Genomic DNA, 25026 nt, shown 5'->3' with positions numbered 1-25026 from the left:
GCATGACCGAACGCACCATCTCACACCAGTTTGCCGGCGAGCAGCACCAGAGCGTCTACGTCGGGACCGGCGGAGCGGTGCGCGGGACGGTCATCATCGTCCCGACCTTCGCCGGCGTTAGCGATCTCGAGAAGGGCTTCGCCCGCGACCTCGCCGGCCGCGGCTATGCTTGCCTGATCGCCGACCTGTGGGGCTGCAGCTATGACGGCCCAGACCAGCGCGACGCCGCCTTCGGCCACATGACCCGCCTCAAGTCCGACCGGGCCGCCCTGCGCGACCGGATGCTCGACATCGTCGAAGTCGCCAAGGCGCAGGAAGGCACCGACCCTGCCAAGATCGCCGCCATCGGCTTTTGCTTCGGCGGCCTGTGCGTCCTCGACCTTGCCCGCTCGGGCGCGCCGATCACCGGAGTCGCGAGCTTCCACGGCCTGTTCGACGCCCCCGACCTGCCGCCCCAGCCCATCAAGGCCAAGGTCGTCGCCTATCACGGCTGGGACGATCCGATGGTCCCGCCCGACGCCGTCGTCGCCCTCGCCCGTGAGCTGACCGAAGCCGGCGCCGACTGGCAGATCCATGGCTATGGCCACACCGGCCACGCCTTCACCAATCCGAAGGCGGCCGGCCTCAACATCCCCGGCGTCGACTATAACGCCGCCGCTGCCCGCCGCAGCTGGGCCGCTCTTCACGATTATCTGGACGAGCTGTTCGGGTGACCGCCTATGTCGCGCTGCTCCGCGCGGTGAATGTCGCGGGCACGGGCAAGCTGCCGATGGCGGAATTGAAGCGCATGGGCGAGGGATGCGGCTTCACGCATGTCCGCACCTTCATTGCCAGCGGCAACCTCCTCTTCACCAGCGACGACAGCGAGAAGCAGGTGCAGGCCTGCATCGCCGCCAAGGTCGCGGACTTCTTCGGCCGCGAGGTGCCGATCTTCGTGCGCTCGGCAAAGGAAATGGCGGCGCTGGCGGAGGTCAACCCGTTCACGGACGACAAGGGCAGCCGGGTCATGGCCCACGTCATCGACGCGGAGCCGACCCAGGCGATGCTCGACGACGCGCGCAACGTGGCTGGCGAGCGCATGGCGATCGGCCCTCGCGCCATCTACGTCAGCTATGGCGAGGGGATTGGCTCCAGCAAATTGAAGCTTTCCGCGGTCGCTGCCGGGACCGCCCGCAACCTCAGCAGCGTCGCCAAGATCGCGGCTTTGCTGGGCGAAATGAAATGACCGAAGCCGAAGCCGGTCGCCGCCTGCGCCAACTGGCCAAGGAGATCGCGCGCCACAACCGCCTCTATCACGATGCTGACGCGCCCGAGATCAGCGACGCCGACTATGACGCACTGATCCGCGAGAACAATGAACTCGAAGCCGCCTTCCCACACCTGATCCGCGCCGATTCGCCCAATGCCGTGGTCGGCGCCGCGCCTTCTTCGGCCCTGACCAAGGTCACCCATGCTCGGCCGATGCTGAGCCTGGACAACGCCTTCAGCGCCGAGGACGTCCACGACTTCGTCCGCCGCGCGCGCCGCTTCCTCAGCCTGTCCGAGGACCAGCCGGTCGCGCTCACCGCCGAACCCAAGATCGACGGCCTGTCCTGCTCTCTCCGCTACGAAAGCGGCACGCTGGTGCTGGCCGCCACCCGCGGCGACGGCACGATAGGTGAGGACGTCACTCCCAACGTCCGCACCATCGCCGATATTCCCCAGCAGCTGACCGGCGCGCCCGACGTGCTGGAGGTGCGCGGCGAGGTCTACATGTCCAAGGCCGACTTCGCCGCCCTGAACGAGCGCCAGCAGGCAAGCGGCGGCAAGGTCTTCGCCAACCCCCGCAACGGCGCCGCCGGCTCGCTCCGTCAGAAGGACCCCGCGATCACCGCCGCCCGCCCCCTGCGCTTCCTGCTCCACGGCTGGGGTGAATTGTCGGAGCCGCTCGGCGCGACGCAAAGCGAGGCTCTCGACCGCCTCCGCGCGCTCGGCTTCCCGATCGACGAGAGGGTCGTGCGCTGCGCCGACGCCGACGCCGCCCTCGCCCATTATGCCGCCATTGAACACGCCCGCGCCGACTTGCCGTTCGACATCGACGGCGTCGTCTACAAGCTCGACCGCCTCGACTGGCAGGAGCGCCTCGGCTTCGTCGGCCGCGCCCCGCGCTGGGCGATCGCCCATAAATTCCCTGCCGAAAAGGCCGAAACCACGCTTGAGCGGATCAAGATCCAGGTCGGCCGCACCGGCAAATTGACCCCGATCGGCCGCCTGACACCGGTCGGCGTCGGCGGGGTCATAGTCAGCAACGTCACCCTCCACAACCGCGACGAGATCGCACGCCTCGGCCTGCGCGAAGGCGACCGAGTCCGCATCCAGCGCGCCGGCGACGTCATTCCGCAGGTGGTGGAAAATCTTACCCGCGACGAAGAGCGCGAGGCCTTCGTCTACCCCGACCACTGCCCCGCCTGCGGCTCCGAAGCCGTCGCCGAGGACGGCGAGGTCGACATCCGCTGCACCGGCGGCCTGGTCTGCCCCGCCCAGCGGCTCGAGCGCCTCAAGCATTTCGTCAGCCGCGGGGCGATGGACATCGAGGGGCTGGGCGAAAAGACCATCGTCAAATTCGCCGACCTCGGCTGGATCGAGAAGCCGTCCGACATCTTCCGCCTTGCAGCACACCGCGCCGAACTGCTCGGCCGCGAGGGGTGGAAGGAAAAGAGCGTCGACGCCCTCCTCGCCGCGATCGAGGCGCGCAAGGGCTTCGACAGCGCCCGCCTGCTGTTCGGCCTCGGCATCCGCCACGTCGGTATCGTCACCGCCCGCGATCTGCTGAAATGCTTCGGCACGATCGACGCAATTCAGGCGGCGGCGCTGGACGAGCACGGCACCGCCGAACTCTCCGCGGTCGACGGCGTCGGCCCGGTCGTCGCCGAAGCCGTCCACGACTTCTTCCACGAACCCCACAACCGCGAGGAAGTCGCCGCCCTCTTGCGGCTCGCGGCCCCCGCCCCGTTCGTCAGCCAGGCCCGCGAGACCGAATGGAGCGGCAAGACCATCGTCTTCACCGGCAGCCTCGAAACCATGAGCCGCGACGAAGCCAAGGCCCAGGCCGAACGCCTCGGGGCAAGGGCGGCGGGAAGCGTCAGCGCCAAGACCGACCTAGTGGTGGCGGGCCGCGGCGCCGGCTCCAAGCTCAAGAAAGCCGAAGAACTCGGCATCCGCGTCGCCACCGAAGAGGAGTGGGCGAGGATTGTGGCGAAGGCCTGAGGCCGACGTCCAGGGTCTCACCGAATGTCCGCTATGGGTGGAAAGCAGACATTCAGATGCCAAAGAAGAAGGCACCGTGAACGCGGTGCCTTCTCCCTAGCAGACGTGGTCGGGCCGACTTAGCCCATCTGAGCAAGCGCACTCACGGTGCGGCGGCGGCGCATGCTCGCGCCAATCGCACCAAAACCGATCAGCATCATCGCCCAAGTTGAAGGCTCGGGCACCGCCGCGCTGATTGACGGGGCGATAGCCATTCCGAATGCGAAGTTACCGCCCGCGCTAGCTCCGTCGGGAATTGAAGCAAAGGTCGATGAATTAATCACATTAAATGTGCCGTTATTCTGACCCCAGAGGGTTCCGTCGGAAGCAAAGTCTAAAGTCTCACTTGCGCCGGTCGTCGAGCCGATAGTCGACGAAGACGGTGTCAACACATTCAGCATGAACAATGTGCCAGAATCTACGCCAAAGATTGTGCCAGCGCTATAATTTATACCACCAATAGTAACTGCGATTGGCGCCGTTGTAAGCCCGTCAAGTGTCGCACCGATGCTCCCCAATAAGGTGGACGCGCCGGTGCTCAGATTGATGGAATACAGATTGCCTTGCGCGGTGACGTATCCAGTGGTGCCGTCAAGGCTAATCGTAAGATCCTCGGCGCCTATCCCCGTGTTACCGATCAGCGTTGTAGCAGCCGTGGTTGGATTTACGGTATAAAGGCTCGTTGAGGCCCGTTCATAAAGATACAACGTGCCCGTCGGTGAGAACGCCATGCCCGTCGAATCGGCTGATAATCCAAGATCGCCGATAAGAGTATTGGTGTTCGTTCCTGCATCATAAAGGTACAGATTGTTGGTGAACCCTTGCTGGTAGTAGATGGATTGCGCGTCCAGTGGCGAAGCCAGACCAAGAGCTAATGCTATACCTAAAGCACCCCTAAACATTCTTACCCCCAAAACTGACGCTTGAGACTCTCACCCCTGAGAGACCGCGATCTGGCAAGTTTAATTTCCGTTAACAATAGAGTCAACGCTCAGTAAACCAATGTTTGAATCTGAAAGAGTATGGGCCGCAGTTGCTCGCTAGCATGTCAGAGGCCCGCGTTCGGACATCCAAACGTCATAGGGGGCAGAGATGATTCCGATGGCCTCGCCGCTCCGGGATACAGCCCGTTTCTGAAGCTTAACATCCTCGATGGGTCGGGGCGGAATGTCAGCTTTGGGTCGTAAGCAGACATTACCCTGATTAGCTGCTAGCCTGCATGCGGTAGGTGAAAGGCGCAGCTATGAACGTTAAGGGGCTACTCGTAGCGGCTATGTTGATGCCCTTATCTGCAATGAGTGCTGCGCAAACACGGGACCAGCAGACAGAGGCGTGCACCGGCAGCGCTGAGGACAATCGAAAGGTGGTCCTCGCCTTCTACAACGAAGGGCTCGTAGGATTGAAGCCACGAGCCGCTTTTGAGCGCCACATGAGCCCTGGCTTCATCGAGCACAAACCAGATGTTCCTGAAGGCACCCGAACAGCAGCGGCGAGCTTTCTCGAACAACTTATTGCCAACGTACCGCAGCCCGAGTGGACGATCCTTCGCACGATCGCCGAAGGAGACTTGGTCTTCCTGCACGCTCGGTTCAGCCCAGCCGCCGGTGCGCCCGAATACGCGATTGCTGACGTGTTCAAGCTTCGAGGGTGCAAGATCATCGAGCACTGGGACGTTGTCGCCCCGCCTCCCAAAGATCAGCGCAATCCCAATCCTCGCTTCTGAAGCGACGATGTCCGTTCTGGGTGGAAAGCGGACATTCGATGTGGTTTTTGTTTGTGACTATGAACTCAGGACACCCGCTGCCTTCTATGCCGCAGCTTCAACTCGCGCTGGAGAAAAGCTGGCAGCCTGACACGGCGTACCTCGGCGTTCATCAGGTGAACAATCCAGCCTTGGGTCAGTGCTACCCGACAGCGCGTTTGGTTCAGCAGTTCTTTCCGCACTTCGAGATCGTCGCAGGGAGGGTTGATATCGACTCTTCGATCGAAGCTCATTTCTGGAACATCGATTTCGCCCAGGATCCGCCCAAACACATCGACCTGACATGGCAACAATTCCCCTCCCTCGCCCGGGTAGTCGAGTATGTCATCCTTGATCGGCACAGGCTGAATGACAGCGCGTCCACCATTGAGCGGTGCGAGCTGCTGCTCCAGAGGGTTCTCAGCCGACTGAGATGAGTGTCCGCTTTGGGTGGAAAGCGGACATAGGTGACACGGCACCACATTCGGAGTGGTTACTCTTCGAGCCACCGAGGCAACATGATAATCCGAAGGTGTAGGGTTACGTCATGGCTGATAGCCGACCGCGAACAAGAGACGGCTATCTGATCGACGGGGAGAACTACATCCTACCTCGCCAGGAGCGGGCTCGCCGCTGGTGCTTCGGTGGGATCATCCTGGGCGCTTCAACCTTTCTTCTGATCGTGTTCTACGTCGCCTCTCAGTATGGCAAGCCTAGAGGCATAGCTGGGTTGCCACGGGCACGGTTCAGTAGCTGGGAACTGGTGCCACCAGAGGTGCAGGTGCTTCTGATAGTAGCTATTGCGGCATGGGCCGTATGCTTTTGCTGCATGCTGACGCTGGTCCTGATTAGGCGATCGGTGTCTCAGCAATTTGTGGAGGAACTGGGCTAGGAGTGGCCGGTCGGCTTTAATGTCCGCAATGGGTCGAAAGCAGACAATCGCTCACACCTTCTCCAGCACCAGCACCCGCCATTCGCCTGTACCCGGCTCGACCAGCCGGCAGCCGCGCTCGACATAGGCGGCGGTCACCGCTTGGGCCTGCGTGTCGAGCAGCCCCGCGAGCAGGATCGTGGCCCCAGGTGCCGTCGCGGCGACGAAATCCTGCGCCAGCTCGATCAGCGGCCCGGCGAGGATGTTGGCGATCAGCAGGTCGAACGGCGCTCGTTCGGCTAGCGCCGGGTGGGCCATGCCGTCCGCCACCGCCAGCGCCAGTTCGCCCGGTCCCTCGCCCAGCGCCACGCCGTTCAGCACCGCATTGTCGCGGGTGACGTCGATGCTGATCGGGTCAATGTCGGTCGCGATCGCCAGTGCCTCCGGCCACAACGCCAGCGCCCCGAATGCCAGCAGCCCGGTGCCCGTCCCGATGTCGGCGATCCGCTCGAACCTCTTGCCTGCCCGCTCCAATCGGTCGAGCGCCGCGAGGCACCCGCGCGTGGTGTGATGATGCCCGGTCCCGAACGCCAGGCCCGCGTCGATCAGGAAGTTCACCGCCCCGTCGCGCGCCTGGTGCGCCGGCGTGCGGACGAAGAAGCGACCGGCCTCGATCGGCTCCAGCCCGGCCTGGCTGCGGGTCACCCAATCCTCGTCGGCGAGCTCCTCGACCACCGGCTCGCCGCTCGCCAGCCCGGCCAGCACCGCCAGCTCGGCCGCGGTCGGCTCCTCCTCGAAATAGGCGTGGATGCGCCAATCGTCGGGGCGATGCTCGTCGGGCTCGTCGGCGACGATCACCGGCGGGTTGGGATGGTCGCCGAACGGCTCCTCCATCGCCCCGACCGCCTCGCCCTCGGCGCGGTTGCAGGCCAGGGTCACCCGCCAGCTCATTTGCCCGCGGCCTCCTTGGCCAGCCGCTCGTCGAGCCCCCTGGCCTTGGCCGCCGCGTAGTTCCTGCACCCGGCCGGGTCGAACAGCGCCGCCTTGCCCGCGAACCGCGCGCTCATGTTGCTGGCCGACGGATGCGGCGTCAGCACGATGTCGCATTCCAGCGGCGCGACCTTGGCGAAGCTCGCGCGGAAGGTGGCGACCAGCTCGGGATGCGCCGAGAATCTGTAATCGTCGCGGCTGACCGGGCTCAGGCTGTCGGCATAAACCATCGTCCGGCACACGCCGCCGTCGCAGCTCACCCACTGCCACGTCAGCGCGCCGGCGGTATGCCCCGGCGTCTCGATCGCGTTGAGCAGGATGCCGCCCAGCCGCAGCGTGTCGCCGCTCTTCATCACCCGCGCCACCGGCACTGGCGCCATCTTGGGCAGGATCCCGAATTGCGGATCGCTCGCCGGGATCACGCCCGACCGAAGCACCGGCGCGGCGCCGGCGGAGGCGACCACCTCGCCGCCGGTCAGCCCCCGGATCCGCGCGAAGCCGCCGACATGGTCGTGATGCTCGTGGCTGTGGACGATCCACTTCACATCGTTCGGCTTGAACCCCAGCTTGCGGATGTTGGCCGCGACCAGCTCGGCCCCGGCCTCGGTCCCGCTATCGATCAGTACGTGCCCGTCCTTGCTGGTCAGGAGCAGCGCTGTGATCCCGCAGGTCCCGACATAGTAAGTATTGCCGTGCACCCGCACCGGCGGCGCCGGATCGTCCCACCCATCGCGGCCCTCGCAGGTGCGGGCGAAGGCGGGGCCGGCGGTCGCCAGCGGCGCGGGGTATTTGGGCGCCGCCTTGCCGCCGCCCAGCGGCACCACGATCTGCTGCGCCGCCAGCGCCAGGGCAACCAGGCTAGCGGACATAGCTCGCTCCATTGACGTCGATCACGCTGCCCGTGGTGCTCGCTGGGGCGTCGGTTGCCAGCCAGCGGATCGTCTCGCCGACCTCCGCCGCGCTCGCCACCCGGCCGAGCGGGATGTCGGCCAAGACCTTTTCCCCGCCGCGGCTGGCGAGATATTCCTCGGTCATCTCGGTCACCGTGAAGCCCGGCGCCACGCCCCAGGCATAGATGCCTTCGCCCGCATGGCCGCGCGCAATCGTCTTGGTCACCGCGATCAGCGCCGCCTTGGACGCCGCATAATGCCAATGTTGGGGCGAATCCCCGCGATAACCGGCGCGGCTCGCGACATTGACGATCCGCCCGCCGCCGTTCGTCCCGAAATGCCCGATCGCCAGCCGGCAAAGATCCGCCGCCGCCTGCAGGTTGATCTGCAGGGTGCGCGCCCATGATGCCTGCCATTCGGCCTCGGGCGCATCTTCCGCCACGCCTTCATAGACCCCGGCATTATTGACCAGCGCATCGATCCGCCCAGCCCGGCGCACCGCTTCGGCCCAGCAGGCGGCAGCGGCGGCGGGATCGGCGAAGTCGGCTGCGATCAGCCCGTCGCTTCCCTTGGTGGAGGTGCCGATCACAGTGTGACCGGCGGCGGTAAGCGCATCGGCCGCAGCCTTGCCGATGCCCCGGCTGGCGCCGGTGAGGAGGATGTTCATCCCCCTTCCCTGTCATTGCGAAGCTTGCCCCGCAATGACCAACAGCAGCGTCAGGCGGCGAACTTCGAAATGAACTCCGCCGTCGCGTTCTTGAATTCGCCGATCTGCTCGGAGAAGCGGCCGAAGCCCTGCTCGACCCCATCGATGTCGCGCGCGACATTCTCGGTGTCGGTACGGATGGCGGCGATGGTGCTGCTCATCGAATCGGCGGCCAGCGCGGTTTCGTCCACCGCGGCGGTGATCATGGTCACCGTCTGCGCCTGAAGCTCCATCGCCTGGCGGATGCGGTCGGCGGAGGATTCGACCTCCTCGACCGTGCCCTGGATCGAGCTGTTGGCTTCCACCGTCTGCTTGGTCGCGGCGGTGATCGCGCTGATCTTGGCGGTGATGTCGTCGGTCGCCCGGGCGGTCTGGCTGGCCAGGCTCTTCACTTCCTGCGCCACGACCGCGAAGCCGCGCCCGGCGTCACCCGCGCGCGCCGCCTCGATGGTGGCGTTCAGCGCCAGCAGGTTGGTCTGCCCGGCGATGTCCCGGATCAGGCCGAGGATCGATTCGATCGCTTCGACATGGGTCGACAGCGCCTGACTGATCTTCACCGCCTGCGCGGCCTGGTCGCCGGCGCGGCTGGCGACACCCGCCGCAATCTCGACTTCCGACCGGGCGTCCTCGATCGCGCGGATCAGGCCGGCCGCGGTGTGCGCGGCCTCGCGCATTGCAACGGCAGACTGCTCGGCGGCGGCCGCCACTTCGCTGGTCTTGCCCAGCATCCCGCGGGTCGCCGCGGCAGTCTGGCTCGACTGGCTGCGCAGCATCTCGCTGTCGCTGCTGGCTCGAGCGACCGAAGCCACCACCCGGCGGTTGAACTCTTCCGCCTTCTGCTGGCGCTCGCCGTCGTGGCGCTGGTCCTGGAAATGGATGGCGTGGGCCACGAACACGTCGATCTCGACCATGTTCACTTCGTGGATGGTGCGGGCGGCGGCCGCGCGCTCGGCCGAATCGTCGATCACGCCGCGCATCGCCTCGACCATCGCTTCGGCCTCGCCCGACAGGCCGGCCAGCAGCGTGGTGAGCGACACGTTGGCGCTCATCGAATCCTCGACATAGCTTTTGGCCGTGTCGACCCAGCGGGTCTCGGTCAGCCGCAGGAACTTGTTGCGCAGATAGGGCACGATCCGCTCGGCCAGTTGCTCCAGCTTGGTGTCGTCAAAGGTCTGCGAGGCCGGCGAATGTTCGCGATACCGCTCCCAGAACTTGCGGGCGATGGCGCGCTCATGCCCTTCGACCAGCGTCCACAGCGCGGCCGACCGCTGGGGCAGGTCTCCGCCCGGATCGAAGGCGCGAAGGCGGCGCTGGTGACTGGCTTGGATGGCGGGCATTGCGGCGGCTCTCCTGCGACGCGAAAACGTGATGCCGCCGGACTAGCCCCCTATTGGTTAAGAGGCGGTTAGGCCGGGCCCGTCGCGGGGCCTTTGGACTGCCTTGCCTCTCACCGCTCTGCCGCCTAGGGCAAAGCGCATTCCTTCCAGCCCTTTTTGCCGGAGCAAACGGACCGTCTCATGGCGCGTAATACTGCAAGGCCAATGTCGCCCCACCTGACCATCTGGCGCTGGGGCCCGCACATGCTGGTCTCCATCCTTCATCGCAGCACCGGCATCGCGCTCAGCGTCGGCGGGCTGTTCCTGCTGACCTGGTTCCTGCTGGCCCTGTCCGGCGGCGCGCAGGGGTGGGAGACCTTCGCCGGCTTCCTCGGGTGGAAGCTCGGCCCGGTGCCGCTGATCCTGGTCGGCCTGGTTGCGCTGAGCTGGGCCTTTTTCCAACACACGCTGTCGGGCATCCGCCACCTCGTGATGGACATCGGCGCCGGCTTTGAACTGCGGACCAACAAGACGATGGCCTACCTGACGATGATCGGCTCCGTGCTGCTCACCGCCCTGTTCTGGGCCGTCCTGCTGGGGAAGGGCGCATGACCGGTCCGAAGCAGATGGGCAGCCACGAGCGCAACGCCATCCCCGACGGCAAGACCCCGCTCGGCCGGGTCCGCGGCCTCGGCTCGGCCGGCCACGGCGGCGAACATTGGATCAAGGAGCGCGTGTCGAGCGCCGCCCTGCTCCTGCTCGGCACCTGGTTCCTGGTCTCGCTGCTGCTGCTCCCCGACCTCGACCAATCGACCCTCGCCGCCTGGCTGTCGGGCCCGTTCGGCTTCGTGCCGATGGCGCTGTTCACCTACCTCTGCTTCGAGCACAGCCTCGAGGGCGTGAAGGTGGTGATCGACGATTACCAGGGTGACGAAGGCGGCCGCATGACGTGGCACATCGTCAGCCTGTTCCTCCATGTCGGGGCCGGGGCACTCGCCCTGTACGCCCTCGCCCGCATCGCGTTCGGAGCCTGATCCCCCATGAGTGCCGCCTACCAGATCATCGATCATGTCTATGACGTCGTTGTCGTCGGCGCCGGCGGCGCGGGCCTGCGCGCCACCATGGGCGCGGCCGAAAAGGGCCTGAAGACCGCCTGCGTCACGAAGGTCTTTCCCACCCGCAGCCACACCGTTGCGGCACAGGGCGGGATCGCCGCCAGCCTCGGCAACATGGGCCCGGACCATTGGACCTGGCACATGTACGACACCGTCAAGGGCTCCGACTGGCTCGGCGACCAGGACGCGATCGAATATCTCTGCCGCGAAGCCCCGGCGGCGGTCTACGAGCTCGAGCACGCCGGCCTGCCGTTCAGCCGCACCGACGAAGGCAAGATCTACCAGCGCGCGTTCGGCGGTATGACCCAGAACATGGGCGAGGGCCCCGCCGCCCAGCGCACCTGCGCTGCCGCCGACCGCACCGGCCATGCGATGCTGCACACCTTGTACCAGCAGAGCCTGCGCTACGACGCCGACTTCTTCGTCGAATATTTCGCGCTCGACCTGATCATGGTCGACGGCGAATGCCGCGGGCTGCTCGCACTGTGCATGGAAGACGGCTCGATCCACCGCTTCCGCGCCCAGTCGGTGGTGCTGGCGACCGGCGGCTACGGCCGCTGCTATTTTTCCGCCACCTCGGCCCACACCTGCACCGGCGACGGCAATGCGATGGTGCTCCGCGCCGGCCTGCCTTTGCAGGACATGGAATTCGTCCAGTTCCACCCGACCGGCATCTACGGCGCCGGCGTCCTCATCACCGAGGGCGCGCGCGGCGAGGGCGGTTATCTCACCAACTCCGCCGGTGAGCGCTTCATGGAACGCTACGCCCCGAGCGCCAAGGACCTCGCCAGCCGCGACGTCGTGTCGCGCTCGATGGCGATGGAAATCCGCGAAGGCCGCGGCGTCGGCAAGGAGAAGGACCACATCTTCCTCCACCTCGACCACATCGATCCCAAGATCCTGGCCGAACGCCTCCCCGGCATCACCGAGACCGCCAAGATCTTCGCCGGCGTCGACATGACACGCGAGCCGATCCCGGTCACGCCGACCGTCCACTACAATATGGGCGGCATCCCGACCAACTATCACGGCGAAGTCGTCACCCTGAAGAATGGCGAGCCCGACAGCGTCGTCCCCGGCCTGTTCGCGGTCGGCGAAGCGGCCTGCGTCAGCGTCCACGGCGCCAACCGCCTCGGCTCCAACAGCCTGATCGACCTCGTCGTGTTCGGCCGCGCCGCCGGCCTGCGCCTCGGCGAAATCCTCAAGCCCAGCGCCGCGCAGCCGATGCTTCCGACCGACAGCGCCGACATCGCCCTCGCCCGCCTCGACAAGTTCCGCAACGCCGACGGTGACACGCCGACCGCCAAGCTACGCAACGACATGCAGCGCACCATGCAGGCCGATTGCGCGGTGTTCCGCACCGAACGCACGCTCGACGAAGGCGTCGGCAAGATCGACGCCATCTACCGCGGTCTCCAGGACATCAAGGTCACCGACCGCAGCCTGATCTGGAACACCGATCTGGTCGAGACGATGGAGCTCGACAACATGCTCAGCCAGGCCGTCGTCACCATGCACAGCGCCGCCAACCGCAAGGAAAGCCGTGGCGCGCACATGCACGAGGATTATCCTAACCGCGACGACGCCGGCTGGATGAGGCACACCATCGCCTGGTTCGAAGGCTGGGGCGGCACCGGCGGCAACGTCCGCATCGATTACCGCCCGGTCCACGACTACACGCTCACCGACGAAGTCGGCTACATCAAGCCCAAGGCGCGGGTCTACTGAGCAGCGGACGCACGTGCCGGCGGGCGAGGCGACCGATGTCGTTGACGCCCGCCAGCGCTAGCGTCCGCTCGAACTCCTCGCGCAGCAGGGTCAGCGCCCGGTCCACGCCCGCCTCCCCGCCCGCCGCCAGGCCGTAGAGGTAGGGCCGCCCGATCGAGCAGCCGGTGGCGCCCAGCGCCAGCGCCTTGACCACGTCCGACCCGCGCCGGATGCCGCCGTCGCAGATGACCTCGGGGCCATCGCCCAGCGCATCGCGCACCGCCGCAATCTGGTCGATCGGCGCCGGCGCCCCGTCCAATTGGCGGCCGCCATGGTTCGACACCATCACTCCGCTCGCCCCGGACGCGATCGCGCGCCTGGCATCCTCGGGCGTCATCAGCCCCTTGATCGCCAGCGGCCCGCCCCATTGGTCCGCCAGCCACTCGACGTCCTTCCACGTCAGGCTCCGGTCGAACTGCCCGCCAATATAGTCGAACAGGCTCATCGGCCCGCCCGCCAGCACGTCCACCTTGTGGCTGACATTGGCGAAATCGAACTTCGACCCACGCAGCGCCGGAAGCGACCAGCCCGGATGCGCGGCGAAGCTCAGGAAGGACTTGAATGTCAGCCGCGGCGGCAGCGACAGTCCGTTGAACCGGTCGCGCTCGCGATTGCCCGCCACCGGCGTGTCGACGGTCAGCGCCAGCCCGTGGAAGCCCGCCGCCTTGCACCGCGCGACGAACTCGGCAGTCAGCCCGCGATCCTTGAAGATGTAAATCTGGAAGACCTTTGGCCCGCCGAACGCCTCCGCCAGCGCCTCCAGCCGCGTGGTCCCGAGCGTCGACAGGCTGTAGAGCAGCCCATGCCGTGCGGCCGCCCGCGCCACCGGCAGTTCGGCCTGATCATGGAACATCCGGGTCAAACCGGTCGGCGCCAGCATCAGCGGCGCAGCGACTGCTTGCCCGAACAGGGTCGTCGCGGTTTCGATCCGCGACACGTCAGTCAGCACGTCGGGCACAATCTCGTAGCCGCCGAACGCCGCACTGTTCCGGGCCAGGCTCACCTCATCGTCGGCACCGCCGTCGATATAATCGAAGATCGGCCGCGGCAGCGCCCGCTGCGCCAGCCGCCGCATATCGGCGATATTGTTGGCTCGCGTCAGCCGCCCATTGGTCCCCAGCCCCATGCCCCCCGGACTAGCCGATGCGGTCCGACTTAGGAACCGGACGGGCGCTCCTCGCCGTCGCTCTCGGCCACCGCGCCGGCGCCGACCCCGAGGCCGATCCTGCCCGCGGCCATGCCTCCGCCCATGCCCATGCCGCCGCCACCGCCGCCACGGCCACCACCACCGCCGCCGCGCTCGCCGTCACCGCCGCCCCGGCCCTTGCCGCCACCTCCGCCGCTCGCCGGGCGCGTCGGACCTTGGAACGGAATCGACTTCGCGACGTCGCTCGGGATGGGATCGAGCTGCAGCGCCTCGCGGACATAGTCGCGCAGCGCCACCACCAGTTCGTGGGTATGTACCTTGCGCCCCGCCACCAGCTCGCTCGCGGCGCGCTCGGCCAGCCGGACATGCTCGTCGGTGCCCAGCAGCAGGATGTCGGCCAGCGCTGCCTCGACCGCGTCGCGGATCCGGCGGGATCGATCCGAACCCAGCGCTTCCGGAGACAGGTCCACCGCGCGGTCGGGCACGCCATCGCCGTCGGCATCAATTGGCGGTCCACGAAGATCGCGCAGGTGCGCCGGATCGACCGCCAGGTCCCCGGTAAAGGAGCCACCCAGCGTTCGATAAGCCGCGATCAACGTCCGCAGTCGCTCATTGATTTGGCGGTTCATCCGCTCGCGGCGCTGCTGGATGGTCATCATCACCAGCAGGCGGATGCCGACCCCGATCAGCGTCACCAGCGCAAGGCCGCCGATCGAAACCAGGATGCCGTGCCATGAACTCAAATCCATGAACCGCACCCGGCTCTCCTGCGGTCAAAACCGAACGCTACTCCCGGCGCAGTGCCATGGCTGCGCCGGGAGTCATGATGTCTTTCTAGTAGCGGCGGACGCCGGGACGGCGGCCCCCGGCAAGGCGCTTCATGAGGTAGCTAAGACCAAAGGTCATCAACAGGCGTCGCAGCATGATTGTTCTCCTTTGGAAGGAGGAGCGGCCACGACGCCCTTTGGTTCCGGCTACCGCCCTTCGATCAGCTGCGCTCGCGCACCGCGCTGAAGGTGATCGCCGGCCATTCCTGCTCGAACCGCCCATGCTCCCACGCATTGCGCATCAGCAGCACCGGCACCCCGTCTTGGTCCTCGGCCATGTTCGACCGCAGCGCTTCGGTCAGCTTCTTGAGCTCGGCCGGATCGTCCGCCCGAACCCACCGTGCGACCTCGTAAGGCGAGGGCTCGAATTCCAGCCGCGCACCATATTCCTGCTCCAGCCTGGTCTGCAGCACGTCCAATTGCAGTTCGCCAATCACGCCGACGATCCAGGCCGATCCCATCGCCGGCTTGAACAAGCGGATCACGCCCTCTTCGGCCAAATCGGCCAGCCCGCGCCGCATCTGCTTGACCTTCAATGGATCGCCCAGCCGCACCCGGCGCAGGATTTCGGGCGCGAAGTCGGGCAGGCCGGTGAACACCACGTCGCCCTTCTCGGTCAGCGTGTCACCGACCCGCAGGGTGCCGTGGTTGGGAATGCCGACGATGTCGCCCGCCACCGCGCCATGCGCCAGTTCGCGGTCGCGCGCGAAGAAGGTGATCGGATTGTGCAGCGCCAGCGCCTTGCCGCCGCGGCTGTTCAGCACCTTCATGCCGCGGGTCAGCTTGCCCGAGCAGATGCGCACGAACGCCACCCGGTCGCGGTGATTGGGGTCCATGTTGGCCTGAACCTTGAATACGAAGCCGGTCAGCCGCGGCTCGTCCGGGCCGACCGGAGCGGGGCGGGCCGGTTGCGGCTGCGGCGGCGGCCCGTCGTCCGCGAGGACGTCGAGCAATTGCTCGATCCCGAACCCGCGCAAGGCGCTGCCGAAGATCACCGGGGTCAGATCGCCGGCCCGGAACGCGGCAAGGTCGAACTCGGGATAGGAGGCCATCGCCAGCCCGCCATCCTCGGCCAGGCTCGCCGCCGCGTCGGCCGGAATGACGTCGGCCAGCGCTGGATCGTCGGTCCCCGCCGCTTCGACCCAGCGTCCCGGCACCACGCCGTCGCTGCGGTCGGCGACCAGCAGTTGCGACCGGCGCAGGTCGTACAGCCCATGAAACAGCCCGCCGATCCCGGTCGGCCAGTTCTGTGGGGACACGTCCAGCTGCAGCACCTCGGCGATCTCGTCGAGCAGCACGAACGGGCTCAGCCCCTCGCGGTCGACCTTGTTGACGAAGGTGATGATCGGCACGTTGCGGATGCGGCAGACCTCGAACAATTTGTGGGTCTGCGGCTCGATCCCCTTGGCGGCGTCGATCACCATGATCGCGCAATCCACCGCCGTCAGCGTGCGGTAGGTGTCTTCGCTGAAGTCCTGGTGCCCCGGGGTGTCGAGCAGGTTGAACAGGATGTCGCCGCGCTGGAAGGTCATGACCGAGCTGGTGACCGAGATGCCGCGCTGCTGCTCGATCTTCATCCAGTCCGACCGCGCCCGCCGCCGGTCGCCGCGCGCCTTGACCTCGCCCGCTTCGTGCACCGCGCCGGCGGCATGAAGCAGGCTTTCGGTCAGCGTGGTCTTGCCGGCGTCCGGGTGCGAGATGATGGCAAAGGTCCGCCGCTCCAGCGCGCTGAAGGCAGTATCGCCGCCGCGAACGGCGTCGCCGAGGGAGTTGGTCTCAAGATTCAAGAAAGCGCTCCTGCCCGGTCCGCCAGGGCCGGGTGATTCTGTTTGCGGCCATTTAGTGCAAGTGTCCCGCGAAACGAAGGGCCGTGCCACAGCGACCCCTTGGGAAACCCCGCCACCTCGGCTAAGCGCGGCCGCTTATGACTGATCCAGTACCCCCCAAGCGCATCTTTCCCGACGCCAAGGTCGACGCCGAAGCTGCCAAGCACATCCCGTCCAGCCCGCAGACCGAGCATGCGGCCTACGACCTCGCCTTCCAGGACAAGGACTTCCTGCTCCGCCCGGACCTCAGGCCCGTGCGCTTCCAGCTCGAGCTGCTGAAGCCCGAGCTGTTCCTCGACGAGCAGAAGATCGGTTCGACCTTCGTCTTCTACGGCTCGGCCCGCGTGCCCGAACCGGTCAAGGCCCAGGCCCTGCTCGCCGCCGCCCGCACCGACAAGGAACGGGTGATCGCCGAGCGGCTGGTCGCCAAGTCGCGTTACTATGATGTGGCGCGCGAACTCGCCCAGCTGGTCAGCAAGACCGACCGCGACGAGGACGGGCAGCGTCACTTCGTGGTTTGCTCGGGCGGTGGTCCCTCCTTCATGGAAGCCGCCAATCGCGGGGCGCAGGATGTTGGCGCGGAGAGCATCGGCCTCAACATCGTGCTTCCGCACGAGCAGCTGCCCAACCCCTATGTCACCCCGTCGCTGAGCTTCCAATTCCACTATTTCGCCCTCAGGAAGATGCACTTCCTGCTCCGCGCCCGCGCGGTGGCGGTGTTCCCGGGTGGGTTCGGCACCTTCGATGAGATGTTCGAACTGCTGACCCTGATCCAGACCGGCAAGGTCCGGCCGCTCCCCATCCTCCTCTACGGACGCGAGTTCTGGGAGCGGGTGGTGAACTTCCCGGCGCTGGTCGAGGAGGGCGTCATTTCCGAACGCGACCTCGACCTCCTCACCTGGTGCGAAACCGCCGAGGAAGGCTGGGGCCACGTCTGCGACTACTATGCCAAGGAAGAGGCCAAGGCCGCAGCCGAATAGGCCCCAACGAAAAGGGGCTCCGGTTTGTCGCCGGAGCCCCTTGTTCGGAGTGTCTGCTGCTTACTGCTTGGGAGCAGGGCTGGTGGTGGTCCCACCCGCCGTCACCTTGGAAGCACCCTCGCCGCGGACGTTGGCCATGCCGCCCTTCTGAGCTTCCTGCTCGGTCAGCACCGGCTCGTTCTCGGCCTTCTGAGCGCCGGCATCGTCGGCTTCGGACGCCGCCTTGTCGCCCGCGGCACCCGCGGTCGAGGCGACCGGAGCGGCCGGCAGCGGCAGCGGCGCAGGGCTCTTGGAATTGAGGAAGGCCATCACATTGGCGCGGTCCTGCGGGTTGCTGAGGCCGGCAAAGGTCATCTTGGTGCCCGGCGCATATTTCTTCGGGTTGGTGAGCCACTCGTTCATGCTCTTCCAGTCCCACACCCCCGGCACGCCCTTCAGCGCGTCCGAATAAGCGAAGCCCGGAACGTGGCCGTGCGGCTTGCCATAAGTGCCCCACAGGTTGGGACCGAGGCCGTTCGCCGCGCCCTGGTCGACCGTGTGGCAGGCCTGGCACTTCTTGAAGACTTCCGCGCCCTTGGCGACGTCGGCGCCGGCGAGGTAGAATTCGATCGGCTCCTCGGCCTCAGCGCCGGCGGCGCCTTCCTCGACCACGCCCTCGATCGGATAGCCCATGGTTTCCGGCCGCTCGCCATGGAACACGATGCCCGAAGCCAGGGTGCCGCCCAGCGCGACGATCCCGGCGAACAGCACCCAGCCGGCGATGGTGTTGTTATTGTCCTGCATGAGAGGTCTTTTTGCGTCCGATCGGAGGGAATTCTGGCGCCCCTTTAAGGGGGCGGCGGCGCTTCTTCAAGCGGCCAGCCAGTAGGCAAGAAGGCTGTGCGCGATCGCATAGGGCGGCGGAGCAAGGAAGCTGGCGTCCGGCGCCCCCGCCATTGCCGCCTCGACCTCGGCGCGGGTGAACCAGCGGGCGTCCTCCAGCTCGGTCTCGTCGATCGTCAGCGCGTCCTGCTCGCTCAAGGCATGGCAGGCGATCATCAACGAGGAGGGGAACGGCCACGGCTGGCTCGCCACGTAGCGCACGCCGTGCACCCGCACTCCGGCTTCCTCGTGCAATTCGCGCGCCACCGCCGCTTCCAGGCTCTCGCCCACCTCAACGAACCCGGCCAGCGCCGAATAGCGCCGTGGGGGAAACCGCGGCTGCCGACCGAGCAGGACGCGGCCGTCGTACTCGGCCAGCATGATCACCACCGGATCGACCCGCGGATAATGCTCGGCGCCGCACGCCCCGCATTGGCGCGACCAGCCGCCACGGACGATCGCGCTCGAGGCCCCGCAATTGGCGCAAAAGCGATGCCGGCGATGCCACGAAGCAAGGCTGACCGCGGCGGCCAATAGGGGCGCCTCGCTCGCCGACAGATGCGCCAGCGCCCCGAACTGCGCCCGCACGTCGCCGCCCCCGGCCGCCACCGGCGAGAAGCACGGCCGATCCCCGTCGAGGCCGAGGAACAGCGCGGGATCGGTCACCTGCTCCCAGCACAGCCGCCCTTCGCCATCGAGCCGGGGCAGGCCATCCGCCCACTCCAATTGGCGCGCCTGCGGAGAGCGGGCGAGTGCCTCCAGCCGATCCGGCTGCCCCCGCAGCGCATCGGCCCGGTCGATCCCCGGACCGGCGAAGAAGATTTCAGGCGGCAAGTCGCGGTTCCCGTTCTGCATGAAGCGCGGCCTCGATCGCGCGGCGATAAAGCGTCGGCAGACCCGCCGAGCCGAGGTCAGACACGGACTGCCACCAGCCCTCCCCCGCCGGCGGCTCGGCGCAGGGCACTACCATCAGGTCGAGCGTGAAGTGGGTGAAGCCGTGCCGGTGAATGGCGAGCGGGTTCACCGCCGGCCGCTGCTCACTCCATACGGGCCCGGGCAGCGCCGCCATCCCGCCGAGTAGGCCCTTGACCGGTCGCCGTACCAGCCACACCTCATTGCCGGGCCGGACCCACCAGGCGATCCCGTAACGGTGCGGGCGATCCTTTTTGACCTTGGCTGCTGGAAAGGCCTCAGGACAGCCGAGCGCTCGCGCCCGGCAATGCGCCGCGATCGGGCAGACCTGGCAGTTCGGCGCCTTGGGCCGGCAGATGTTCGACCCCAGGTCCATCAGCGCCTCGGCGAACTCGCCATGGTGACCGGCCGGGAACCAGCCCTTGGCCGCCTCGCCCGCCGCCTTGCGGTCAGCGATCGCGAACACCCGCGCCGCGACCCTCTCAACGTTCGTATCGATCGCCGCCGCATCCTCCCCGAACGCGATCGCGGCAACGGCGGCGGCGGTGTAGGCGCCGAGCCCGGGAAGCTTCCTCAGCTCCACCTCGGTTGTCGGGAACGCACCGCGCTCGGCGACCGCGCGGGCGCAGGCGATGAGGTTGCGGGCACGGGCGTAATAGCCGAGCCCTGCCCATTCCCCCAGGATGTCCTCGTCGGGCGCGGCGGCCAGCGCTTCCACCGTCGGCCAGCGCTCGACGAAGCGCAGGAAGCGCGGGGTCACCGTCGCGACCGTGGTCTGCTGAAGCATCACCTCGCTCAGCCACGTCCGGTAGGGATCGCGCGGGGTCATTCGCCACGGCAGGTCGCGAGCATGGCGGCGATGATGCTCGAGCAGGAGGTTCGCCGCGGTAGCGTCCATCCGCGGCCTATGGCATGAGCCGCTGCAATGTCGAAGAAAAAGCCCGACCCGCAAGAAGCACCTCGTTCCGGTCGCATGCGCGCCGCGGGCGACCTTGCGCTCGGCGTAGGCGGCATGGCGTTCAAGAAATTCGGCTTCGTCCAGGGCGCGGTCGTCTCGCGCTGGACCGAGATCGTCGGCGAACGCTACGCCAAGGTCTCGACCCCCGAATCGATCCGCTTCCCCGCCGGCAAGAAGAACGGCGGCACCCTGACCCTCGCGGTCGATGGCGCCCATGCCCCGCTGATCCAGCACCTCGCGCCGATGATCATCGAGCGGGTCAATCTGTTCTTCGGCTACGAGGCGGTGTCGAAGGTCGTGTTCCGCCACGGCAGCCGCGCCAAGCCGGCGCCCAGGCCCGATCGGCCCAGCCCTGCGCCGGTGCCGCGCGAACTTGGCCAGGGCCTGCGCGAGATCCCCGATCTCGAGTTGCGCACCATGCTCGAAAGCCTTGCCGGCAAGATTGCCGCGGCGGATGGACCGCCGACCATCGTTCCGGCACCCTTTTCCCTCAAACCACGCCCCCTTCGGAGTGATCAGGACACATGAAGAAGCTCAGCCTCGCCGTGGCCGCCAGCCTGCTGGCCCTCGGCGCCACCGCCTGCAAGCAGCAGCCCGCGGCCCAGAACGACAATCCGGCGGCAGCCCCGGTCCAGGCGCCCAATGGCGACTGGTCCAAGCTAGTGTCCGCCACCACCGAGGGCGGGATGCTGATGGGCAATCCGCAGGCCAAGGTGAAGGTCGTCGAATTCGGCTCGATGACCTGCCACGTCTGCGCCGACTTCGCGACCAAGGACGAGGCCAAACTGGTCGACAATTACGTCAAGACCGGCAACGTCAGCTTCGAATTCCGCAATTTCGTGCGTGATCCGCTCGACATCGCCATTTCGCTGGTCACCCGCTGCGCCGGCGCGACGCCGCAGTTCTTCACGCTGACCAATGGCATCTATGCCGAGCAGAAGAGCTTTTTCGACCGGATCCAGGCGGTCCCGCAGGATCAGCTCGCCCAGCTGCAGAGCCTTCCGCCCGCGCAGCAATTCGCCCGCATGGCGCAGCTCGCTGGCGTGCAGGAATGGGCGGCACAGCGCGGCCTTCCTTCGGGCAAGACCAGCCAGTGTCTCGCCGACCAGGGCGAAATCGACCGCATCGTGCAGATGAACAGCGATGCCTCGTCGACCTACGACATTCCCGGCACGCCGACCTTCCTGGTCGACGGCGAGGAAGTGAAGCCCACTCCCGGCCAGGGCAATTGGGATGCGCTGGAGGCTGCGATCAAGGCCGCGCAATGATCCTCGACTGAGGGTCTGCGCGTCCACATCCGGGGGGAGTGACGACGTAGGACTATGCGGTTCCGCCGCCTTTCGCTGACGGGCTTCAAGAGCTTCGTCGAGCCGGCCGAGCTGAGGATCGAGCCGGGGCTGACGGGCGTCGTCGGCCCCAATGGCTGCGGCAAGTCGAACCTGCTCGAGGCGCTGCGCTGGGTGATGGGCGAGGGCAGCCCCAAGAGCTTGCGCGGCGGCGGGATGGAAGATGTGATCTTCGCCGGCACCGCCAGCCGCCCAGCCCGCGACTTCGCCGAAGTGTCGCTGCTGATCGACCGCGGCCCGGAAGGCGACAGCGAGGTGACCCGCCGGATCGAGCGGGGTGCCGGCTCGGCCTATCGGATCGACGGCCGCGACGTCCGCCAGAAGGACGTCGCCCTGCTGTTCGCCGATGCCGCCACCGGCGCGCACAGCCCTGCCCTCGTCAGCCAGGGGCGGATCGGCGCGATGATCGCCGCCCGCCCGGCCGAACGGCGGCAGATGCTGGAGGAAGCGGCCGGCATCGCCGGGCTCCACGTCCGCCGCAAGGATGCCGAGACCCGGCTGCGCGCGACCGAGGCCAACCTTCAGCGGCTCGATGAACTGCTCGGCGACCAGGAGCAGCGGGTCGCGGCCCTTAAGCGGCAGGCGCGCGCCGCCGAACGCTACCGTGCCCTGACCGAGCGCATCCGCCTGGCCGAGGGCCGCCTTCTCTACAGCCGCTGGAAGGAGGCCGACGCCGCTGCGCTGGTCGCCGGACGCGAGGCTGATGCCGCAATGGCCGACGTGACCTCGCTGACCCGCGCGCTCGAGCAGGCGCAAGCGGCGCAGGCGTCCGCCGCCGAACTGGTCGCCGACCGGCGCCAGGCGGCCGGCAGGGCCCGGGAGGAAGGTCAGGACCTGGCTCACAAGCTGGCGACCGCGCGCGCCGCACTCGACACCGCCCGGCGGCGACTGGTCGAGCTAGGCCGGCTGGCAGGGCAGCTCGAGGAGGAGCGCAAGCGGGAAACCGCCCTCGCGAGCGATGCCGACACCGCCATCGCAACCCTTGCCGCCGAGATGGAGACGCTGGCCGCGCGGCTGGCCGAGGGCGACAGTCGTCAGTCACAATTGGTGCTGGCGCTGGGTAAGGCGGAGGAGGACAACCGCGCGGCGGAAGCGGCCCTCGCCGGGTTGCTGACGAAGGAAGCGGCGCTGCGGGCCGAACGGCAGGTAGCGCTGGCCTCGCTTAATGCCGCGCGCAGTCACGACAGACGTCTGAGCGACGAACGCGCAGGACTCGACCGCTCGCTTGCGGCGCTCGGCGACCGACAGGCGCTTACGGACTCGCTCACCGCCGTCCGCGATGCCGTGGCCCAAGCCGAAGCATCAAGTATTGCAGCTGAAGCTGCGATCGCAACGGCCGAACAGGATCGCGCTGCCGCTGCTTCGTTCCGCGAGGCGGCCGATCTCCAACTATCGCAGGCGCGTACCGCCCACGCCGCGGCGGCTAGCGAGATCACTGCGCTCGACCGTGCGCTGGCCGCAGCCCCCGGGCGGGGTGTGCTGGCCTCGATCGCCGTCGCCCCGGGCTATGAGAAAGCGCTGGCTGCGGCGCTCGGCGACGATCTCGGCGCGCCGCTTGGGCAAGAAGGTGAGCGCGGCTGGGTCGGCGCTGCTCCCGGTGACGAGGATCCTGCGCTGCCTGCCGGTCTGGCGGCGCTCGCCGACCACGTGAAGGCGCCGGACGAGCTTGCGCGCCGGTTGCGGCAAATCGGCGTAGCGGAACGGGATGATGGCCAGACCCTCCAAGTGGGCCAGCGCCTGGTGACGATCGCCGGACGGCTCCGCCGGTGGGATGGCTTCGTCAGCAGCGGCTCGGGCGCGGCCGCCGCCGAGCGGCTGGAACGGGTCAATCGACTGGCAACCCTGCGCCAGGGCCTCCCGGCCCTTGAGCAGACGCTCGAACAGGCCCGCAAGGCGCAGGCGCAGGCCACGGCCCGGCTGACTGCCGCCGGGCAACAGATCGATGCTGCGCGGACCGCCTTTGCCGCGGCAGAGGCCAAGCTGCGTCAGGCCCGGCGCAACGAGGATGCGGCATCGGCAGCGCTTGAACGGCACGCCCATCAGCAGCAGGCGCTCCACCAGCGCGTCGAGGAATTGGCCCCCGTCGTGGCGGCGGCACGCAAGGCCGTGGCCGAAGCCGAGGTGACCTTTGCCGCGCTCCCGGCCGAGGACCTGCTCGCCAGCGAGGTGGTCCAGGCCCGCGCCGCCGCCGCTGAGCAGGGGCGCCTGCTGGCCGAACGCCGTGCCGACCTCGCCACCGCCGCGCGGGCGGCGGCGACCGATCGCCAGCGCCAGCTTGCCGCCGCCGGGGAGCAGGCCGCCTGGCGCGAGCGCGCTGCCGCTGCGGCGCGGCGGATCGACGATATCGCCGGGCGCGCCAGCCGCATCGCCTCCGAACGCAGCGCCCTCGAAGGGGAGCCGGACCGCCTGTCCATCGACGTATCCCGGATCGAGCAGGCGGTGGCCGGAACCGGCGCGCTGCTCCACGCAGCGCTTAATGCCGAGCGCGAGGCCGAGACGATGCTGGCCGATGCGGGCGCCGCGCTCGCCCAGGCCAATGAAGCCATGGCTTCGGCCCGTGAGCGGCGCGCGGCCGCGGCGGCGCGAGCCGAGGCGCAGGTCGCGCGGCGGATCGAATATGGCCGGGTGTGCGGCGAGAAGTTCGAATGCCCGCCGCCCCTACTGCCGACGCGGTTAGGGTTCGACGCCGATGACCTCGCACCCGCGGCCGAGGAAAGCGCCGCGCTTGAACGCGCCGCCGCCGACCGCGAACGGATCGGCCCCGTCAACCTAGTGGCCGAGCAGGAACTGGCCGAGCTTGAGCAGACCCGGATGCAAGGCGCGGCCGAGCGCGACGAATTGCAGGAAGCGATCAACCGCCTGCGCGGCTCGATCGGCAGCCTCAACCGAGAAGGCCGCCTGCGGCTGCTGTCCGCCTTCGAAGCCGTCGACCGCCATTTCCGCAGCCTCTTCACCACCCTGTTCAACGGCGGTCAGGCGCATCTGGCGCTGATCGACAGCGACGATCCGCTGGAAGCGGGGCTCGAGATCATGGCCCAGCCGCCGGGCAAGAAGCTGTCCTCTCTATCGCTACTGTCGGGCGGCGAGCAGGCGCTCACCGCCGTGGCGCTGATCTTCGCCCTGTTCCTGACCCGCCCCTCGCCGATCTGCGTGCTTGACGAGGTCGACGCCCCGCTCGACGACGCCAATGTCGAGCGCTTCTGCGACCTGCTCGTCCGGATGACGGCGGAGACCGACACCCGCTACCTCATCGTCACCCACAATGCGGTGACGATGAGCCGGATGCATCGATTGTTCGGGGTGACCATGGTCGAGCAGGGGGTCAGCCGGATCGTCTCGGTCGACCTTGGCGGTGCGGAGCAGTTGCTGGCAGCCGAATGATCGGCTGGGCCGATGCTTGTTGTCAGTTCGATGAACAATCCTGATGACGCGCATCCGCTTGTTGCGAATAACTCGCATTAGCTTTAGCAAGTCTCTACCGAAACGAT

The 25026-nt window shown here is 67.5% G+C and carries 23 protein-coding genes; 12 read left to right on the top strand and 11 right to left on the bottom strand.

The genetic code is table 11. The annotated features are described in order from the left end of the window. Nucleotides 1-2 precede the first annotated feature (2 nt). The 3 genes from M1K48_RS12195 to ligA are packed head-to-tail and all read left to right on the top strand — an operon-like array spanning nt 3 to nt 3246. On the top strand, nt 3-713 hold the full coding sequence (locus M1K48_RS12195) for a dienelactone hydrolase family protein (protein WP_249503476.1): 711 nt from the start codon (nt 3-5) through the stop codon (nt 711-713). Continuing rightward, complete coding sequence (locus tag M1K48_RS12190; protein ID WP_249503475.1) at nt 710-1225, top strand: DUF1697 domain-containing protein; 516 nt, start codon at nt 710-712, stop codon at nt 1223-1225. Before M1K48_RS12195 ends, M1K48_RS12190 begins: the two co-directional genes overlap by 4 nt. Beyond that, nucleotides 1222-3246, top strand: coding sequence for an NAD-dependent DNA ligase LigA (gene ligA, locus M1K48_RS12185; protein ID WP_249503474.1), 2025 nt, complete (start codon nt 1222-1224; stop codon nt 3244-3246). Before M1K48_RS12190 ends, ligA begins: the two co-directional genes overlap by 4 nt. A 119-nt stretch (nt 3247-3365) precedes the next feature. Here ligA and M1K48_RS12180 read toward each other — a convergent pair whose 3' ends face one another. Next, on the bottom strand, nt 3366-4187 hold the full coding sequence (locus tag M1K48_RS12180; RefSeq protein ID WP_249503473.1) for a PEPxxWA-CTERM sorting domain-containing protein: 822 nt from the start codon (nt 4185-4187) through the stop codon (nt 3366-3368). Nucleotides 4188-4648: 461 nt separating this feature from the next. Here M1K48_RS12180 and M1K48_RS12175 point away from each other — a divergent pair, with 461 nt between their 5' ends. Both M1K48_RS12175 and M1K48_RS12170 read left to right on the top strand, forming a co-directional pair. Beyond that, entirely contained in the window at nt 4649-5008 is a 360-nt protein-coding gene (locus M1K48_RS12175) for a nuclear transport factor 2 family protein (RefSeq protein ID WP_249503472.1), read from the top strand. A 38-nt stretch (nt 5009-5046) separates the two neighbouring features. Beyond that, nucleotides 5047-5463, top strand: a complete 417-nt coding sequence (locus M1K48_RS12170) for a YunG family protein (RefSeq protein WP_249503471.1) — start codon at nt 5047-5049, stop codon at nt 5461-5463. 506 nt (nt 5464-5969) lie between these two features. Here M1K48_RS12170 and M1K48_RS12165 read toward each other — a convergent pair. Genes M1K48_RS12165 through M1K48_RS12150 form a run of 4 tightly spaced genes read right to left on the bottom strand, consistent with a single transcriptional unit; the run spans nt 5970 to nt 9820 of the window. Further along, nucleotides 5970-6848, bottom strand: a complete 879-nt coding sequence (locus M1K48_RS12165; RefSeq protein ID WP_249503470.1) for a 50S ribosomal protein L11 methyltransferase — start codon at nt 6846-6848, stop codon at nt 5970-5972. After that, nucleotides 6845-7756, bottom strand: coding sequence for a subclass B3 metallo-beta-lactamase (gene bla / locus M1K48_RS12160; protein ID WP_249503469.1), 912 nt, complete (start codon nt 7754-7756; stop codon nt 6845-6847). The genes M1K48_RS12165 and bla overlap by 4 nt, the downstream gene beginning before the upstream one ends. Next, nucleotides 7746-8444 (bottom strand): SDR family NAD(P)-dependent oxidoreductase, encoded by a 699-nt coding sequence (locus M1K48_RS12155; protein ID WP_249503468.1) that lies wholly within the window; start codon nt 8442-8444, stop codon nt 7746-7748. Before M1K48_RS12155 ends, bla begins: the two co-directional genes overlap by 11 nt. A 50-nt stretch (nt 8445-8494) precedes the next feature. Beyond that, complete coding sequence (locus tag M1K48_RS12150) at nt 8495-9820, bottom strand: methyl-accepting chemotaxis protein (protein WP_249503467.1); 1326 nt, start codon at nt 9818-9820, stop codon at nt 8495-8497. A gap of 204 nt (nt 9821-10024) precedes the next feature. Here M1K48_RS12150 and sdhC point away from each other — a divergent pair, with 204 nt between their 5' ends. The 3 genes from sdhC to sdhA are packed head-to-tail and all read left to right on the top strand — an operon-like array spanning nt 10025 to nt 12642. After that, on the top strand, nt 10025-10411 hold the full coding sequence (gene sdhC / locus M1K48_RS12145) for a succinate dehydrogenase, cytochrome b556 subunit (protein ID WP_249503466.1): 387 nt from the start codon (nt 10025-10027) through the stop codon (nt 10409-10411). Next, nucleotides 10408-10833 (top strand): succinate dehydrogenase, hydrophobic membrane anchor protein, encoded by a 426-nt coding sequence (gene sdhD / locus M1K48_RS12140; protein ID WP_249503465.1) that lies wholly within the window; start codon nt 10408-10410, stop codon nt 10831-10833. The genes sdhC and sdhD overlap by 4 nt, the downstream gene beginning before the upstream one ends. 6 nt (nt 10834-10839) lie before the next feature. Beyond that, nucleotides 10840-12642 carry a succinate dehydrogenase flavoprotein subunit gene (gene sdhA / locus M1K48_RS12135; protein ID WP_249503464.1) on the top strand — a complete coding sequence of 601 codons (1803 nt, stop codon included), beginning with the start codon at nt 10840-10842 and terminating at the stop codon, nt 12640-12642. On the opposite strand, the gene M1K48_RS12130 is transcribed toward sdhA, so the two are convergent. The 3 genes from M1K48_RS12130 to M1K48_RS12120 all read right to left on the bottom strand — a co-directional run bounded on the left by M1K48_RS12130 (nt 12617) and on the right by M1K48_RS12120 (nt 16379). Continuing rightward, a complete protein-coding gene (locus M1K48_RS12130; protein WP_249503463.1) occupies nt 12617-13807 on the bottom strand; it encodes an alpha-hydroxy acid oxidase in 1191 nt (396 codons plus the stop codon). The genes sdhA and M1K48_RS12130 overlap by 26 nt on opposite strands. Before the next feature lie 29 nt (nt 13808-13836). Beyond that, on the bottom strand, nt 13837-14577 hold the full coding sequence (locus M1K48_RS12125) for a hypothetical protein (protein ID WP_249503462.1): 741 nt from the start codon (nt 14575-14577) through the stop codon (nt 13837-13839). Between the two features lie 239 nt (nt 14578-14816). Then, nucleotides 14817-16379, bottom strand: coding sequence for a peptide chain release factor 3 (locus tag M1K48_RS12120; RefSeq protein WP_249505254.1), 1563 nt, complete (start codon nt 16377-16379; stop codon nt 14817-14819). A gap of 200 nt (nt 16380-16579) precedes the next feature. Here M1K48_RS12120 and M1K48_RS12115 point away from each other — a divergent pair, with 200 nt between their 5' ends. Then, nucleotides 16580-17461 (top strand): LOG family protein, encoded by an 882-nt coding sequence (locus M1K48_RS12115; RefSeq protein ID WP_249503461.1) that lies wholly within the window; start codon nt 16580-16582, stop codon nt 17459-17461. Nucleotides 17462-17521: 60 nt separating this feature from the next. On the opposite strand, the gene M1K48_RS12110 is transcribed toward M1K48_RS12115, so the two are convergent. The 3 genes from M1K48_RS12110 to M1K48_RS12100 all read right to left on the bottom strand — a co-directional run bounded on the left by M1K48_RS12110 (nt 17522) and on the right by M1K48_RS12100 (nt 20132). Further along, a complete protein-coding gene (locus M1K48_RS12110; RefSeq protein ID WP_249503460.1) occupies nt 17522-18244 on the bottom strand; it encodes a c-type cytochrome in 723 nt (240 codons plus the stop codon). Nucleotides 18245-18310: 66 nt separating this feature from the next. After that, the gene (gene nudC, locus M1K48_RS12105; protein WP_249503459.1) at nt 18311-19177 is read right to left on the bottom strand and encodes an NAD(+) diphosphatase; all 867 of its coding nucleotides are present in this window, start codon (nt 19175-19177) and stop codon (nt 18311-18313) included. Continuing rightward, nucleotides 19146-20132, bottom strand: coding sequence for an A/G-specific adenine glycosylase (locus M1K48_RS12100; RefSeq protein ID WP_249503458.1), 987 nt, complete (start codon nt 20130-20132; stop codon nt 19146-19148). Before M1K48_RS12100 ends, nudC begins: the two co-directional genes overlap by 32 nt. 27 nt (nt 20133-20159) lie before the next feature. Between M1K48_RS12100 and M1K48_RS12095 the strand changes: the two genes are divergently transcribed. From M1K48_RS12095 to M1K48_RS12085, 3 genes are read left to right on the top strand one after another with little or no spacing between them, the layout of a single operon-like run. Continuing rightward, complete coding sequence (locus M1K48_RS12095; protein ID WP_249503457.1) at nt 20160-20720, top strand: DUF721 domain-containing protein; 561 nt, start codon at nt 20160-20162, stop codon at nt 20718-20720. Then, nucleotides 20717-21460 carry a thioredoxin domain-containing protein gene (locus M1K48_RS12090; protein WP_249503456.1) on the top strand — a complete coding sequence of 248 codons (744 nt, stop codon included), beginning with the start codon at nt 20717-20719 and terminating at the stop codon, nt 21458-21460. The genes M1K48_RS12095 and M1K48_RS12090 overlap by 4 nt, the downstream gene beginning before the upstream one ends. 54 nt (nt 21461-21514) lie before the next feature. Continuing rightward, entirely contained in the window at nt 21515-24919 is a 3405-nt protein-coding gene (locus M1K48_RS12085) for a chromosome segregation SMC family protein (protein WP_249503455.1), read from the top strand. The last annotated feature ends 107 nt before the right edge of the window (nt 24920-25026 follow it).

The sequence above is a fragment of the Sphingomonas glaciei genome (assembly GCF_023380025.1).
In the GTDB taxonomy this organism is placed as follows: Bacteria; Pseudomonadota; Alphaproteobacteria; order Sphingomonadales; family Sphingomonadaceae; genus Sphingomicrobium; species Sphingomicrobium glaciei.
This window is presented reverse-complemented; position numbering and strand designations above follow the sequence as displayed.

What these genes read in the sequence shown, in the direction of transcription:
- M1K48_RS12165 (WP_249503470.1), bottom strand. Translation starts at nt 6,848, where the DNA reads ATGAGCTGGCGGGTGACCCTGGCCTGCAACCGCGCCGAGGGCGAGGCG.
- M1K48_RS12085 (WP_249503455.1), top strand. Translation starts at nt 21,515, where the DNA reads ATGCGGTTCCGCCGCCTTTCGCTGACGGGCTTCAAGAGCTTCGTCGAG.
- M1K48_RS12115 (WP_249503461.1), top strand. Translation starts at nt 16,580, where the DNA reads ATGACTGATCCAGTACCCCCCAAGCGCATCTTTCCCGACGCCAAGGTC.
- sdhD (WP_249503465.1), top strand. Translation starts at nt 10,408, where the DNA reads ATGACCGGTCCGAAGCAGATGGGCAGCCACGAGCGCAACGCCATCCCC.
- sdhA (WP_249503464.1), top strand. Translation starts at nt 10,840, where the DNA reads ATGAGTGCCGCCTACCAGATCATCGATCATGTCTATGACGTCGTTGTC.
- nudC (WP_249503459.1), bottom strand. Translation starts at nt 19,177, where the DNA reads ATGCAGAACGGGAACCGCGACTTGCCGCCTGAAATCTTCTTCGCCGGT.
- M1K48_RS12150 (WP_249503467.1), bottom strand. Translation starts at nt 9,820, where the DNA reads ATGCCCGCCATCCAAGCCAGTCACCAGCGCCGCCTTCGCGCCTTCGAT.
- ligA (WP_249503474.1), top strand. Translation starts at nt 1,222, where the DNA reads ATGACCGAAGCCGAAGCCGGTCGCCGCCTGCGCCAACTGGCCAAGGAG.
- M1K48_RS12130 (WP_249503463.1), bottom strand. Translation starts at nt 13,807, where the DNA reads ATGGGGCTGGGGACCAATGGGCGGCTGACGCGAGCCAACAATATCGCC.
- M1K48_RS12195 (WP_249503476.1), top strand. Translation starts at nt 3, where the DNA reads ATGACCGAACGCACCATCTCACACCAGTTTGCCGGCGAGCAGCACCAG.
- sdhC (WP_249503466.1), top strand. Translation starts at nt 10,025, where the DNA reads ATGTCGCCCCACCTGACCATCTGGCGCTGGGGCCCGCACATGCTGGTC.
- bla (WP_249503469.1), bottom strand. Translation starts at nt 7,756, where the DNA reads ATGTCCGCTAGCCTGGTTGCCCTGGCGCTGGCGGCGCAGCAGATCGTG.
- M1K48_RS12100 (WP_249503458.1), bottom strand. Translation starts at nt 20,132, where the DNA reads ATGGACGCTACCGCGGCGAACCTCCTGCTCGAGCATCATCGCCGCCAT.
- M1K48_RS12110 (WP_249503460.1), bottom strand. Translation starts at nt 18,244, where the DNA reads ATGCAGGACAATAACAACACCATCGCCGGCTGGGTGCTGTTCGCCGGG.
- M1K48_RS12155 (WP_249503468.1), bottom strand. Translation starts at nt 8,444, where the DNA reads ATGAACATCCTCCTCACCGGCGCCAGCCGGGGCATCGGCAAGGCTGCG.
- M1K48_RS12095 (WP_249503457.1), top strand. Translation starts at nt 20,160, where the DNA reads ATGTCGAAGAAAAAGCCCGACCCGCAAGAAGCACCTCGTTCCGGTCGC.
- M1K48_RS12170 (WP_249503471.1), top strand. Translation starts at nt 5,047, where the DNA reads ATGTGGTTTTTGTTTGTGACTATGAACTCAGGACACCCGCTGCCTTCT.
- M1K48_RS12180 (WP_249503473.1), bottom strand. Translation starts at nt 4,187, where the DNA reads ATGTTTAGGGGTGCTTTAGGTATAGCATTAGCTCTTGGTCTGGCTTCG.
- M1K48_RS12125 (WP_249503462.1), bottom strand. Translation starts at nt 14,577, where the DNA reads ATGGATTTGAGTTCATGGCACGGCATCCTGGTTTCGATCGGCGGCCTT.
- M1K48_RS12090 (WP_249503456.1), top strand. Translation starts at nt 20,717, where the DNA reads ATGAAGAAGCTCAGCCTCGCCGTGGCCGCCAGCCTGCTGGCCCTCGGC.